Source organism: Nonomuraea sp. NPDC049141 (assembly GCF_040648415.1).
Lineage (GTDB): Bacteria > Actinomycetota > Actinomycetes > Streptosporangiales > Streptosporangiaceae > Nonomuraea.
In genome coordinates this window covers 224,502-237,173 of the sequence record NZ_JBEZDR010000004.1, presented here as the reverse complement: position 1 = coordinate 237,173, position 12,672 = coordinate 224,502, and the positions used below count along the sequence as shown (strand labels likewise).

Sequence of the window (12,672 nt, the reverse complement as noted above, 5' to 3'; positions counted from 1 at the left end):
CTCAGGCCCGGCCGAGGTATTCGCCGCTGCGCGTGTCGACCTTGATCTTCTCGCCGGTGGTGATGAAGAGCGGGACCTTGACCTCGGCGCCGGTCTCCAGCGTGGCGGGCTTGGTGCCGCCGGTGGAGCGGTCGCCCTGCAGGCCGGGCTCGGTGTTGGAGATGGTCAGCTCGACCGCGGCGGGCAGATCGACGTAGAGCGCGGAGCCCTCGTTGAAGGCGATCGTGGCCAGGGTGTTCTCGAGCATGTAGTTGGCGGCGGTCCCGACCGTGCCGGTGGGCACGTTGACCATGTCGTAGGTCTCGGTGTCCATGAAGACGAAGTCGTCGCCGTCCTTGTAGGAATACTGCATCTCGCGCTTGTCGACGTTGGCCACGTCGACCTTCACGCCGGCGTTGAAGGTCTTGTCGACGACCTTGCCCGAGAGCACGTTCTTGAGCTTGGTGCGGACGAACGCGCCGCCCTTGCCCGGCTTGACGTGCTGGAACTCCACAACGGCCCACAGCTCACCGCCGTCGAGCTTCAACACCATGCCGTTCTTGAGGTCGTTGGTCGTCGCCACTCGTATTCTCCCGCGTGTGGCCGCTCAAAGGACGAGCAGCTCCTTGGTCGTCTTCGTGAGGAGTTCCGGCCCGCCCGTGCGGGTCACAAGGGTGTCCTCGATGCGAACACCGCCCCGGTCCGGGAGGTAGACCCCCGGCTCGACGGTGACAGGAACTCGATCCTCTAGTCTACCGGTCCGCAACGGGCCCAGGAACGGGTCCTCGTGGATCTCCAGTCCGACGCCGTGACCGAGCCCGTGCCTGAAGTGACCGCCGTGGCCGGCCGCCTCGATGACCGAACGGGCGGCCGCGTCCACCTCCTTGGCCGTCGCCCCCGGTGCCAGGGCCTTCCTGCCAGCGCGCTGCGCGTCGGCGACCAGGTCGTAGATCTCCCGCTGCCAGGCGGCGGGGACGCCCAGGGCGACCGTACGCGTCATGTCCGCGTGGTAGCCCTGGTAGCAGGCGCCGAAGTCGATGGTGATCAGGTCGCCGGTGCGCAGTTCCCTGCCGGTGGGCGCGTGGTGCGGGATGGCGCCGTTCTCGCCCGCCGCGACGATGGTGGCGAAGGCCGGCCCGTCGGCGCCGAGCTCGATCATGCGGGCTTCGAGCAGCCGGGCGACGTCCCGCTCGGTGACGCCCGGGCCGATGTTGCCCGTGACGTCGGCGAACGCCTGGTCGCTGATCGCGCAGGCCGTACGGAGGAGCTCCAGCTCGTCGTCGTCCTTGACCGCCCGCAGCAGCTCCACGAGCGGCTCCAGGGGCACCGGCCCGCTCTCCAGCAGGCTGCTCAGCCGGTTGAACGTCGCCACGGTCATGCTCGCCGCCTCGATCCCGATGCCGGGCGCGGCCAGCCTGGCCGCCACGTCGGACGCCTCCACGGCCGCCACGTCCAGCCCGCGCGTCTTCTCGATGTAGCGGTTGTCGGTCACCAGCAGCGCGGAGCCGTCGGCCTTGATGAGCACGGCGGCGTTCGAGCTCTCCAGCCCGGTGAGGTAGCGCACGTTGACGCCCGAGGTGACGAGGATCGCGTCGACCTCGCGCGCGGGCAGCATTTCCGCGACCCGCGCCCGGCGTTCCGGATAATTGACGGTCATTTCGTCAATGTACGTGTATTAACCCTCGCGCCACTATTGACCTCCCCTGTCACACGCGAATACCGTGCTGAACGCTGTTCACATAATTCCATGGAGCGCCCCATGATGAGGTCCGCCTTAGCTGTCGCCTTGACCGTCCTGACCATGGGGAGCACCCCGGCCGTCGCCGCGCCTCCGCCTCCCGGTCATATCCGGGTCGATCAAGTCGGTTTCGCGCCCGCCGAGTCCAAGCACGCGTACCTGATGACCCGCGCGGGGTCCGCGGGCGCCCGCTTCAGCGTCGTCCGCGACGACGGGCGCGAGGTGCTCAAGGGTACGGCGGGCAGCGACCTGGGCTCGTGGAACAGCGCGTACAAGCACGTGTACGGCCTGGACCTCACCCCGCTGAAGGAACCGGGCCGCTACCGGATCAAGTCGGGCACGATGACCTCCCCAGCCTTCCAGATCGCGCCCGCCTCGCCCACCTCGAAGATTCTCACCTTCTTCGAAGGGCAGCGGGACGGCGGTCGCCGGCACCGCAACGACAAGGCCGCCTCGGTCTATGACTGGCCGGTGTTCACCGGGGCGGACACCGACGAGATCAAGGGCAAGCTGACGAAAATCGGCGGGCCCGTGAACGTCGAGGGCGGATGGTTCGACGCCGGTGACTATCTCAAGTTCACCCACATCCTGGCTTATGTCGACACGCTGCTCTGGGCCTCGGCACGAGACGGCGGACCCGACCAACGCCTCAGCAGCGAAGCCACCCACGGCCTGAAATATCTGGACAAAATGTGGGACGGCGCTTCTAAGACTCTCTACATCCAGGTCGGCATCGGCGCGGGCAACGAGGAGGCCACCTACGTCGGCGACCATGACGTCTGGCGGCTGCCCGAGTCCGACGACTCCTCCCGGCACCGCTTCCTGCGCCATCGGCCGGTGTTCCGCGCGGCCGCCCCCGGCAAGCCGATCAGTCCCAACCTGGCCGGCCGTACCGCGGCGGCCTTCGCGCTGGCCGCGCAGGTGGAGCCGTCCCCCGAGCGGGCGGCGGCGCTGCTGGGCAAGGCGGCGGCGGTCTACGCGATGGCCAAGACGGAGAAGGTCGGGCAGCTCGTCACATCGCTGCCGCACGCCTTCTACCCGGAGAGCGCCTGGCGCGACGACATGGAGCTGGGCGCCGCCGAGCTGGCGCTGGCGGCGCAGCGGCTGGGCGACGACCGGGCCGCGGGCTGGCTGGAGAAGGCGGCGCACTGGGCCGGGCAGTACCTGGAGCACGAGGCCGGGGACGACACGTTCAACCTGTACGACGTGAGCGCGCTCGCCCACACCGACCTGATCAAGGGGATCCGGCAGGCGGACGCGGCCGGCTCGGTGCAGGCCATCCAGGTGACGGGCCCCGACGGGCAGCCGGCGCTGGTCGGCACGTCGGGTCAGCAGCAGATCTCCGACGGGCTCGCCGTCTCCGAGTGGCAACTGGTGGACGATCTACGGGCGCAGCTGGAGATCGGTTCCGCGCGGGCCGGGAAGGATCCGTTCCGCGCGGGGGCCGCCTACTCCGAGTTCGACGCGGTGCCGCACGCGTTCGGGATGGCGGCGACGTCGCGGCTGTACCGGTCGGTGAGCGGGGACCGAGCGTATGACGCCTTCGGGACGCGGCAGCGCGGGTGGGTGTTCGGCGCCAACGCGTGGGGCGTGTCGTTCGTCGCCGGGGCGGGTGAGAACGCGATCCGCTGCCCGCACTACCAGATCTCCGACATCACCCGGAAGCCCGCCACGGGGGCCGTGGTGAACGGGCCGAACGACGCGTCCCTGTTCCACGACGGGCTGGGCGACCATCTGGAAGGGATGGTGCCGTGCCCGAAGGACGGCGTGGACCGGTACGCGCCGTTCACCGGGCGGGGCAGCCGGTTCGTGGACGATGTGCGGTCCTGGCAGGCGTCGGAACCGGCGGACGACTTCGCGGCCATCGGCGTCTACGCGCTGACGCTGATGTCGCGATAGCCGCCGCCGGTCGCCGGCGCCGGTTGCCGGGGTCAGGGTTTCCAGTCGTCGAGGAACTCCGCGAGGGGTCCGGAGGAGGGCACATCACCCTTCTCCTGGGCCTTGCGCAGGTCGCGCATGATGTCCGCGATCTGGTTGAATGCCGGGCTGCCGGGTTTCTGCACGAGTTTCCGGCCGACCTTCCTGATCTTTTCGTGGGCCTTTCTGGCGACACCGGGCTCGATGTCGCCGATGGTCTCCTGAGACGTCACGGCCTTGTCGAACTCGCCCAGCCAATGCGCCCAGCCTCCGGACGGGACGCTGTTTCCCAGGGTCCCCTTGGGGGTGGGTGTGGGGCCTCCTGGATCGGTGGGGATGGGTGCGACGGACGTGCTCGGTTCGGGGGTCTCGGTCGGCTCCGGGGCCGGGGCGCTGGTGGCGGCCGTCGGTGAGGGGGTCGGCTCGGCCACGGGTTCACCGCGTGATCCCGCCCACAGGATCAGGCCCACGGTGACCGCCGCGATGGCGGCCAGGGCCACGCCCAGTTGCACGAACAGGCGGCGGTTGGACGACGGCTCGGGTGGCGGCGCGTCGTAGATCGCGGTGTCGCCCTTGCGCGGGCCGCCACTGTCGTGAAACACCCCGGCGGGCATGACGTGCGTTTCACCGGCCCCCATCCCGGCCGCACCCGCCGCATGCCCGCCAGCGCCTGGCCCGCCCGGCTGGGCCATGGCCTGGCCGGGCTGGGGGCGAGATGGCCGGGCGATGGCGGCCAGCGCTCTACGTACCGGCTCGCCACCGGCCGGCCGGGCGGCGGGGTCCTTGGCCAGCATGGCCAGCACCAGCCGGTCCAGCTCGCCCGGCACCTCCGCCCGATGGCTGCTCGGCGGGGCGGGCTCGGCGTGCAGGTGCAGCTCGCCCACCTCTTCCGGCGACCCTTCGAAAGGCGGGCGCCCGCACAACACCTCGTAACAGACGCACCCCAGCGCGTACAGGTCGGCGGGGGCCGCCCCGCCGCGCCCGTCGATCACCTCGGGCGCCCGATACCGTACGCCGTCATCCGACGGCACCTGGTCGGCCAGCCCGAACCCTACGACCTTGAGCACCCCGCTCCCGGCCCGCCGGAAGCTGTCGGGCCCGATCTGGCCGTGCACCACACCGGCCCGGTGCGCCGCCTCCAGCCCCGCGGCCGCCTGCCCGATGAGGTCACACGCCTCCACGATGGGCAGCGGCCCCTCCCCTGCCACCTCCTCACCGAGGCTCTCCCCCGTCAGGAACTCCATCACCAGGTACGGCGCTCCCTCGTGGTCGCCCACGTCGAGCACCATGGCCACGTTCGGGTGGATCACCCGGGCCACGGCCTGGGCATGCTGCCGGAGCACTTCGGGCGTGGCCGCCCGCGTGTCCAGCACCTTCACGGCCACGGTCCAGTCGGCGCGCTGGTCGTACCCGCGCCACACCTCACCCGTCGGCCCGCTGCCGATGAGCTCATCAAGCCGGTACCGGCCGGCGATCACGGACGGCGTCGCGTCGGACATATCTCCGCCAATAACTACAGAAACGGCAATTTCTGCCCCACACTAGGCCCCCACGGACCTCACCCGCCCCACAACACGGCTTGTCGGCTCCGGCACAGTCGGTGCCGGGACCCGGTCGCCGTCCCTGTCAACCCATCGGTTCGCGAAGGCGTCTCACAACACGGGGCCGGTGCGGCCCATGGCGATCGAAGGACGGTGGTGCGCAGATTCCAGGACGTTCGCCGTACGGCATGTGACGGGCCCGGGCCTCACGCCCGGGGCGCATCGTCCTCGGGCCAGTCCTCGGCGTAGATCAGCGCGAGCTCTTGCCACACCTCTTCCACCGGCCGTCCCTGGACCCGTGCGAGATGCCGTACGAGCAGGAGGATGAGATGCAGGGACGCCATCGCGGCGACCTCCCGTGGCACCTCGTTGATGACCCGGCTGATCACCTGCAGGCCGACCGGGTCGCTGGTGTCGCCGCTCTCCCGTGCTTCCAGAGCGACGGTGACCATCGCCAGCACGGCGTTCATGTGCTCTTTGAGGAAAGCGCCCCGCTGAGGGCTGCCTGTCATGACGCATGCACCTTCCGGCATGGAGGGATGGCGCCCTTGGGCGCCCGAACCAGCATGCCGTCTCGGCCGGTGCGATGCGCATCGATTCGCCCAGGAGACCGCTTACCGTCACGGGCAGTCTTTCTCACCTCACACCCGCCATGCCAACTGCCGTACGCCCGGATTCGATGACGCGCCGACGACCGACACATCCGACGCACGACATGAAGAACGCCCGCCCTCGCGGAGGAGAGCAAGGCGCATTGTGACCGGGGCAGAATTTGAACCTGCGACCTCTGGGTTCACCAGCAGGTTGCCAGACGCCTCAGGCGTCGTATCCGCTCTCGCCCCGACTCCACCACAGCGACATCGTACGCATGCCGCCGCCCCTGGCATGAAGGTCTCCATGCGGCCCGGCACATCAACTACGTCAACCAAAATCTCATGAGTCCGATAGAGCGGGCCACCGGTTGCGGGCCTTGGAGGTCGAGGTCCGGGCGAGTGATCATGGCCGTCGACTCCGGTCAACAGGCGGCCGCAAGCGCCGACCGTAGGGGGTTGCGCGCCGAAGGCGCGCCCGAGGAAGGCGGTCCGAGCGAAGCGAGGCCCATTGTGAATGAACGCGCGAAAAGGCCCTCCAGGATGATCCTGAAGGGCCTTTTCGTCCTGGTAGCGGGGGCAGGATTTGAACCTGCGACCTCTGGGTTATGAGCCCAGCGAGCTACCGAACTGCTCCACCCCGCGTCGCAAGAGAAAGACTATCGGGTCCTGGGAGTGCTTCGGTCGCCCGAAGGGGATCAGGAGGCGATTTCCTTGATCTGCTCGATCAGTTTCACCCGATCTTCGTGCGTCGCCCCGAACGGCGCGATGTTGAGCGTCGTCACCCCCGACTCCTTCATCGCCGCCACCCGGTCCCGCACGAACCCCTCACTGCCGATGAGCGACATGCTCTCCAGCAGCTCGTGCGGCACCAGCGCCGCCGCCTCGGTCTTCTTCCCGTCGAGGTAGAGCTCCTGGATCGCCTCCGCCTCCTTCTCGTAGCCGTAGCGCCGCGCGAGGTCGTTGTAGAAGTTGCGGCCCTTGGCGCCCATCCCGCCGATGTACAGCGCGGCCATCGGCCGGCCGAACTCCAGCAGCCCCGCCACGTCGTCGCCGATCGCCAGCGACGCCTGCGCGATCACGTCCAGCTCGCCGAGCTCGTCCTGCCGCTTGGCCCGCCCGGCGGCCAGCGACGGGCCCCACACGTCGGCGGCCTTCTCGGGGACGTAGAAGATCGGCTCCCAGCCCTCTGCGAGCTCCGCGGCCAGTTCGACGTTCTTGGGGCCGATGGCCGCGACCACGATCGGGATGCGGGGGCGTACCGGATGGTTGATCAGCTTCAGCGGCTTGCCGAGCCCGGTCCCCTGGCCGGGCGGCAGCGGCAGCGTGTAGTGCTTGCCCTCGTACTCCAGCCGCTCGCGCCGCCACACCCGGCGGCAGATCTCGATGATCTCCCTCGTACGGCCCAGCGGCGCCGTGTACGGCACGCCGTGGAAGCCCTCGATCACCTGCGGCCCCGAGGCGCCGAGGCCCAGCGTGAAGCGCCCGTCGGAGACGTAGTCCATGCCCGCGGCGGTCATCGCCAGCAGCGTCGGGGTGCGCGAGTAGATCGGCAGGATGCCGGAGGCGATCTCCAGGCGCTCGGTCCTGGCGGCGATGTAGCCCATCTGGCTCACGGCGTCGAAGCTGTAGGCCTCGGCGACGAAGACGATGTCGAGGCCCGCCTTCTCGTAGTCGGCCAGCTCGGCGACCGACTCCTTGAAACCGCCGGAGTAGTTGAGTGCCATACCGATGCGCATGCCGGGCTCCCGATGAACCGAAAGATGAACCGAATGTTGTTCCGTTGCGACGGCAACAGGTTAGCGCGCCGCGTCCCCGGCAGCGAGCGGCTAGCCTGGGTCGAATGCTGAAGCGCCTCGTCATCGTCGTGTCAGCCGTGCTCGCCGTGAGCCTGGCGGGGCACCAGCTGATCCCGGCGCTAGGTGGGTTCACTCCTGTGATGGAGAGCCTGCTGCCCTGGTTCGGGATCATCGTGCCGCTGCTCATCGTGGGTGGCCTCGTGTCCCGGTCCACGGTGGCCACGGTGGCGGCGCTCGTGCCGGGGGTGGTGTGGGCGGCCATGTTCGGCGCCACGCTGATGCGCACCCCGCCCGGCGGCCAGAGCGATCTGGCGGTCGGCACGGTGAACGTGGGCGTCACCAACGACGCCTCGGGCGAGGCCGTACGCCGCATCGCCGAAGACCTCGACCTGCTGGCGGCGCAGGAGCTCACCAGCGGCGGCCCGGCCGCCAAGCAGCTCAACAAGATGTTCAAGTACCACTATCCGGTGAGCACGGTCGGCCTGTGGAGCCGCTACCCGATCACCGAGACCAAGCCGCTCGACGTCGGCATGGGCTGGCCGCGCGCGCTGCGGGCCGTGGTGGCCACGCCCAAGGGCAAGGTCACCGTGTACGTCATGCACCTGGCCTCCGCCCGCCCCGGCCAGACCGCCTCGCGCGACGAATCTCTGGCCTCCGCCCGCAAGCTCATCGACGCCGACCCGAGCCAGCGGATCCTGCTGCTGGGCGACCTCAACACCGCCACCACCGACCGGGGTATGCAGGGGCTCACCCCACCGCTGATCGACGCGCAGGTCACGGCGGGCGACGGTTTCGGGTTCACCTGGCCGTCGGAGTTCCCGATCACCAGGCCGGACCACATCCTGTTCAAAGGGATGACGGCGACCAAGGCCGGGGTGGCCCCGGCGACGGGCAGCGACCACCGAGCCGCGGTGGCCTCGCTCCGTCTCTGAGCGCACATCTCCGAGCCCACGTCTCCGAGCGCACGCTTCCGAGCGTCTACGTCTCCAGGAGTGACAGGTCCCCGGGCGTGTCGATGTCCGCCGGGTCGCCCAGGCCGTCGCACGGCACCTCGGTGACCAGCTCGGGATGCGCCTTCAGGAACGGCCGCGCGCCCACGTCACCCACGGCCAGCGCGGCGACCTCACCGAAGTGGCGGCGGGCGATCAGCACGGGGTTCCTGCGCTTGCCGCCGTAGGTCGCCACGGCCACCTCGGCCTGGCCGGCGATCAGGGCACGGACCGCCTCGGGCCTGATGAACGGCTGGTCCACCAGCGCGATGACCACCGACTCCGCCTCCTCGGGCAGCGCGGCCAGCCCCACTCTCAGGGACGAGCCCATGCCCGTCGGCCAGTCCGGATTGCGTACCGTCACCGCCCTGCGCACCTGTACGGTAGCCGCGCCGAGCACGACCACCACGGGATGGCAGCCGCCCTCCTCCAACAGCCGCACGCCCCGGTCGACCAGCCGTTCGCCCTCATACTCGACCAGCGCCTTGGGCGTGCCCAGCCGGGCGCCCTGCCCGGCGGCGAGCAGCAGCCCGGCCACCCGGGAGCCTCTCATGGCGTCTCCTGGTGGATGCGCCCCTCGGTGTGGGTCAGCGGCCGTCCCGAACCGCCCCAGCGGAGCTGGATCAGCTCGGCGGCGATCGACACCGCCGTCTCCTCCGGGGTCCGGGCGCCCAGGTCGAGGCCGATGGGCGACCTCAGCCGGGCCAGCTCCTCCTCGGTCAGGCCCGCCTCGCGCAGCCGGTCCAGCCGGTCCTCGTGGGTGCGGCGGGAGCCCATGGCGCCGACGTAGCCCGCGCCGGTGCGCAGCGCCACCTCCAGCAGCGGCACGTCGAACTTGGGGTCGTGGGTGAGCACGCAGATGACCGTGCGCTCGTCCACCTGTACCGAGGCCAGGTAGTCGTGGGGCCACTTGACCACCACCTCGTCGGCCTCGGGGAAGCGCTTGGGGGTGGCGAAGACGGGCCGCGCGTCGCAGACGGTCACGTGATAGCCCAGGAACTTGCCCACCCGCGCCACCGCCGCGGCGAAGTCGATCGCGCCGAACACCAGCATGCGCGGCGGCGGCGCGAACGAGTGCACGAACACCGCGAGGTCGTCCAGCCGCCGCTCGCCCTGCCCGCCGTAGTGCCTGATGCCGGTCGTGCCCTGGGCCAGCATGCCGCGGGCGTCGTCGTCGACGGCCTCGTCGAGGCGGTCCACGCCGAGCGTGCCCGAGGAGCGGTCCGGCCAGATGACGCGGCGGGCGCCCATCCGGCCGGGGCCGGAGACGATCGTGGCGACCGCCACGGGCTCGTGCGCGTTCACGGAGGCCGAGATCTCCCCCAGTTCGGGGAACGTCTCGATCGAGATGGGCTCGACGAGGACGTCGATGATGCCGCCGCAGGTCAGCCCGACGGCGAACGCGTCGTCGTCGCTCACGCCGTACCTCTGCAGGACGGGCGTGTCGATCTCGGCGGCCAGCTCGAACACCGCGCCCTCGACGCACCCGCCGGACACGCTGCCGACCACCTCGTCGCCGCGTACCGCCATGGCCGCGCCGGGCGGCCGGGGCGCGCTGCTGAACGTGCTCACCACCGTGGCGAGCCCGAACCTGAGCCCCGACCGCCACCAGGGCATGATCTCCGACAGCACATCACGCATGGGCGAGCCTCTCGCTCAGTTCCTCGAAGGCGGCCAGGCTGTGGCCGGCCACCAGATCGTCCAGGTACGGCAGAGCGGCTCGCATGCCGCCGGTCAGCGGCTGGTAGTCCGCGTACCCCTTGTGCGGGTTGACCCAGATGACCCGATGCGCCTGCCGGGCCAGCCGGGCCATCTGGGTGCCCAGGAGCTCCGGATCGCCGCGTTCCCAGCCGTCCGAGGCGATCACCGCGATCGCCCCCCGCGCGCTGGACCGGGTGAGGTACTCCCTGAGCTCCTCGCCCAGCCTGGTCCCGCCGCTCCAGTCGGGCACGGCCTTGGACACCTCGTTCAGCGCCGTGCCGGGGTCGCGGTGGCGCAGCTCGGCGGTGATCGGGGTGAGCCTGGTGCCGATCGAGTACACCCGGGTGGCCCGCGGCTCGCTCCTGACCAGGGCGTGCGCGAAGCGCAGCAGCGTCTCGGCGTAGGGCGCCATGGAGCCGCTGACGTCCACGAGCAGCACGACGCGGCGCGGCCTGGTGGCGTGCCGTTTGCGCCGCAACCGCGCGACGTCGCCCTTCCTGAGCGCCTCCCGGATCGTGCGCCGCTGGTCCAGGACTCCCCGGTGCGCGGCCGCGAACCGCCGCGAGCGCCGCTGCGCGCGCCGGCCGCGCAGCAGCGACAGCATCCGGTGCACCTCCGCCCGCTCGGCCTCGGTCAGCCTGGCCACGTCCCGGTGCCGCAGGATCTCGATACGGCTGGCGGTGCCGGGCACGGCATCCGCCTCCCCTTCCTGCTCGTCCTGGTCGGCCGCGGCGGTGTGGCGGGTGACGGTCGTGGTGCTCGTACGGCTGACCTTCGCGGTCCTGCCGCCGAAGTAGGCGGCGAAGCAGCGGTCGTACCTGGGCAGGTCGTCGGGGGTGGCGCAGAGCGTGAAGCGGCCGGCCCAGTAGACCTCGGCCGGAGCGGTCACGTCGAGGTGGTCCAGGGCCAGCAGCAGGTTGCGGGTCCGCTCGTGGTCGGCGGCGACGCCCGCCGCGCGCAGCGTCCTGGCGAAGCCCGTCATGGTCGCGGCCAGCTCATCCATGATTGAGCAGCCCGTTGTTCAGAACGTTCTCGACGTCCTCGCGGTACTTCAGCGCGGCGCCCAGCGTGGCGGCGGCGCGGCCGGGGTCGAGCTCCTTCGCGCCCAGCGTGAGCAGCGCCTCGGTCCAGTCGAGCGTCTCGGCGACGCCCGGCGGCTTGACCAGCCCGGCCCGCCGCAGCCGCGCCGCCGCCTGGGCCACCTGTACGGCCAGCGTCTCGGTGCACTCGGGCAGGCGGCGCAGCAGGATCGCCACCTCTCTGTCGAAGTCCGGGTGCTCCAGCCAGTGGTAGAGGCAGCGGCGCTTGAGCGCGTCGTGCACCTCACGGGTCCGGTTGGAGGTGACGACGACCACCGGCGGCGTCCTGGCGCTGATCGTGCCCAACTCGGGGATGGAGATCGTGAAGTCGGACAGCACTTCGAGCAGGAACGCCTCGAACTCGTCGTCGGCCCGGTCGATCTCGTCCACCAGCAGCACGCTGGGCTGCGTCTCGACGGCCTTGAGCAGCGGCCTGGCGATCAGGAACCGGCGGTCGTAGATCTCGCCTTCGAGCCGGCCCACGTCGGTGATCCCGGCGGCCTCGGCGGCCTTGAGGTGGAGCAACTGGCGAGCGAAGTCCCAGTCGTAGAGCGCCTGGGCGGCGTCGAGCCCCTCGTAGCACTGCAGCCGGATCAGCGGCGCCTTCAGCAGCGCGGCCAGCGTCTTGGCCAGCTCGGTCTTCCCTACCCCCGCCTCACCTTCGAGGAAGAGCGGCCGTCCCATCCTGAGCGCCAGGAACGCGGCTGTGGCCAGTCCCTCGTCGGCCAGATAGGCGTGCCGGTCGAGCAGCTCGATGAGCTTCTCCGGAGACTCGATGTCCATTGCCCTGATTGTCCGCCGCAGCACGCCTTCAGGCTACGCGCCGCTCGGTCTTCGCGAGAATTCGCGACCTCATTCGGACGTAGATCAGGAGGCTCAGTCCTCCCTCGCCTCACCGCGCTCGCGGATCAGGGCCGCCAGCTCGGCCGTGGCCCGGCGGGCGCGGGCCTTCTCCGAGCCCTGGATGCCCATCGCGCCGATGCTGCGGCCGTCGGAGAAGTCCAGCTTGGGCCACGGCTCGCCGACCAGCAGGGTCACGTCCAGGACCTCCGGCCAGCTGTAGCGGTGCGTGCGGATGGCGTTGACGATCGTCAGGCCCGTCTCGTCGGCCTCGACCCGCACCCGGCCCAGCAGGTGCAGGACGAAGGCCACGAGACAGCCGAACAGCACGAGCATGATCCGGTCCGGCAGCTGGAACGGCTCGGCGATGAGGGCGGCCATCACCACCGAGCCCAGGACGACCAGCGTCGCGAAGCCGTACGCGACGATTCTCCCCCGGCGGGGACGCCAGGTGATGGGCAACGGCGGGGGAGGCAGCGGATCGGACACGAACGGAAAC

The 12,672-nt window shown here is 70.5% G+C and carries 12 protein-coding genes and 1 tRNA gene; 2 read left to right on the top strand and 11 right to left on the bottom strand.

Going from position 1 to position 12,672, the window contains the following annotated elements; translation table 11 throughout:
• Position 1 precedes the first annotated feature (1 nt).
• Positions 2 to 562, bottom strand: a complete 561-nt coding sequence (efp, locus tag AB0B91_RS13365) for an elongation factor P (RefSeq protein WP_358318545.1) — start codon at positions 560 to 562, stop codon at positions 2 to 4.
• A gap of 24 nt (positions 563 to 586) precedes the next feature.
• Complete coding sequence (locus tag AB0B91_RS13360) at positions 587 to 1,636, bottom strand: Xaa-Pro peptidase family protein (RefSeq protein ID WP_358318544.1); 1,050 nt, start codon at positions 1,634 to 1,636, stop codon at positions 587 to 589.
• 102 nt (positions 1,637 to 1,738) lie between these two features.
• On the opposite strand from AB0B91_RS13360, the gene AB0B91_RS13355 reads away from it, so the two are divergent.
• Positions 1,739 to 3,616 (top strand): glycoside hydrolase family 9 protein, encoded by a 1,878-nt coding sequence (locus AB0B91_RS13355; protein ID WP_358318543.1) that lies wholly within the window; start codon positions 1,739 to 1,741, stop codon positions 3,614 to 3,616.
• Positions 3,617 to 3,648: 32 nt separating this feature from the next.
• Here AB0B91_RS13355 and AB0B91_RS13350 read toward each other — a convergent pair whose 3' ends face one another.
• The 4 genes from AB0B91_RS13350 to AB0B91_RS13335 form a co-directional block, all read right to left on the bottom strand.
• Complete coding sequence (locus AB0B91_RS13350) at positions 3,649 to 5,133, bottom strand: protein kinase (RefSeq protein ID WP_358318542.1); 1,485 nt, start codon at positions 5,131 to 5,133, stop codon at positions 3,649 to 3,651.
• Between the two features lie 248 nt (positions 5,134 to 5,381).
• A complete protein-coding gene (locus AB0B91_RS13345; protein ID WP_357639637.1) occupies positions 5,382 to 5,687 on the bottom strand; it encodes a hypothetical protein in 306 nt (101 codons plus the stop codon).
• Between the two features lie 646 nt (positions 5,688 to 6,333).
• Positions 6,334 to 6,410, bottom strand: a tRNA-Met gene (locus tag AB0B91_RS13340).
• A 53-nt stretch (positions 6,411 to 6,463) separates the two neighbouring features.
• Positions 6,464 to 7,504: an LLM class F420-dependent oxidoreductase gene (locus tag AB0B91_RS13335; protein WP_358318541.1), complete on the bottom strand. Its 1,041-nt coding sequence runs from the start codon at positions 7,502 to 7,504 to the stop codon at positions 6,464 to 6,466.
• Positions 7,505 to 7,608: 104 nt separating this feature from the next.
• Between AB0B91_RS13335 and AB0B91_RS13330 the strand changes: the two genes are divergently transcribed.
• Positions 7,609 to 8,496 (top strand): endonuclease/exonuclease/phosphatase family protein, encoded by an 888-nt coding sequence (locus AB0B91_RS13330; RefSeq protein WP_358318540.1) that lies wholly within the window; start codon positions 7,609 to 7,611, stop codon positions 8,494 to 8,496.
• A 46-nt stretch (positions 8,497 to 8,542) separates the two neighbouring features.
• On the opposite strand, the gene AB0B91_RS13325 is transcribed toward AB0B91_RS13330, so the two are convergent.
• From AB0B91_RS13325 to AB0B91_RS13305, 5 genes are all read right to left on the bottom strand, one after another.
• Positions 8,543 to 9,106: a nucleotidyltransferase family protein gene (locus AB0B91_RS13325; protein ID WP_358318539.1), complete on the bottom strand. Its 564-nt coding sequence runs from the start codon at positions 9,104 to 9,106 to the stop codon at positions 8,543 to 8,545.
• A complete protein-coding gene (locus AB0B91_RS13320) occupies positions 9,103 to 10,194 on the bottom strand; it encodes an XdhC/CoxI family protein (RefSeq protein ID WP_358318538.1) in 1,092 nt (363 codons plus the stop codon). Before AB0B91_RS13320 ends, AB0B91_RS13325 begins: the two co-directional genes overlap by 4 nt.
• Positions 10,187 to 11,257, bottom strand: a complete 1,071-nt coding sequence (locus AB0B91_RS13315) for a VWA domain-containing protein (protein ID WP_358318537.1) — start codon at positions 11,255 to 11,257, stop codon at positions 10,187 to 10,189. The genes AB0B91_RS13320 and AB0B91_RS13315 overlap by 8 nt, the downstream gene beginning before the upstream one ends.
• Positions 11,250 to 12,116 carry a MoxR family ATPase gene (locus tag AB0B91_RS13310; RefSeq protein ID WP_358318536.1) on the bottom strand — a complete coding sequence of 289 codons (867 nt, stop codon included), beginning with the start codon at positions 12,114 to 12,116 and terminating at the stop codon, positions 11,250 to 11,252. The genes AB0B91_RS13315 and AB0B91_RS13310 overlap by 8 nt, the downstream gene beginning before the upstream one ends.
• Positions 12,117 to 12,209: 93 nt before the next feature.
• On the bottom strand, positions 12,210 to 12,662 hold the full coding sequence (locus AB0B91_RS13305; RefSeq protein ID WP_358318535.1) for a PH domain-containing protein: 453 nt from the start codon (positions 12,660 to 12,662) through the stop codon (positions 12,210 to 12,212).
• Positions 12,663 to 12,672: the final 10 nt, after the last annotated feature.

Excerpts from the sequence above, each read along its gene's own strand:
- AB0B91_RS13360 (WP_358318544.1), bottom strand. The coding sequence starts at position 1,636 with ATGACCGTCAATTATCCGGAACGCCGGGCGCGGGTCGCGGAAATGCTG.
- AB0B91_RS13355 (WP_358318543.1), top strand. The coding sequence starts at position 1,739 with ATGATGAGGTCCGCCTTAGCTGTCGCCTTGACCGTCCTGACCATGGGG.
- AB0B91_RS13350 (WP_358318542.1), bottom strand. The coding sequence starts at position 5,133 with ATGTCCGACGCGACGCCGTCCGTGATCGCCGGCCGGTACCGGCTTGAT.
- AB0B91_RS13345 (WP_357639637.1), bottom strand. The coding sequence starts at position 5,687 with ATGACAGGCAGCCCTCAGCGGGGCGCTTTCCTCAAAGAGCACATGAAC.
- AB0B91_RS13335 (WP_358318541.1), bottom strand. The coding sequence starts at position 7,504 with ATGCGCATCGGTATGGCACTCAACTACTCCGGCGGTTTCAAGGAGTCG.
- AB0B91_RS13330 (WP_358318540.1), top strand. The coding sequence starts at position 7,609 with ATGCTGAAGCGCCTCGTCATCGTCGTGTCAGCCGTGCTCGCCGTGAGC.
- AB0B91_RS13325 (WP_358318539.1), bottom strand. The coding sequence starts at position 9,106 with ATGAGAGGCTCCCGGGTGGCCGGGCTGCTGCTCGCCGCCGGGCAGGGC.
- AB0B91_RS13320 (WP_358318538.1), bottom strand. The coding sequence starts at position 10,194 with ATGCGTGATGTGCTGTCGGAGATCATGCCCTGGTGGCGGTCGGGGCTC.
- AB0B91_RS13315 (WP_358318537.1), bottom strand. The coding sequence starts at position 11,257 with ATGGATGAGCTGGCCGCGACCATGACGGGCTTCGCCAGGACGCTGCGC.
- AB0B91_RS13310 (WP_358318536.1), bottom strand. The coding sequence starts at position 12,116 with ATGGACATCGAGTCTCCGGAGAAGCTCATCGAGCTGCTCGACCGGCAC.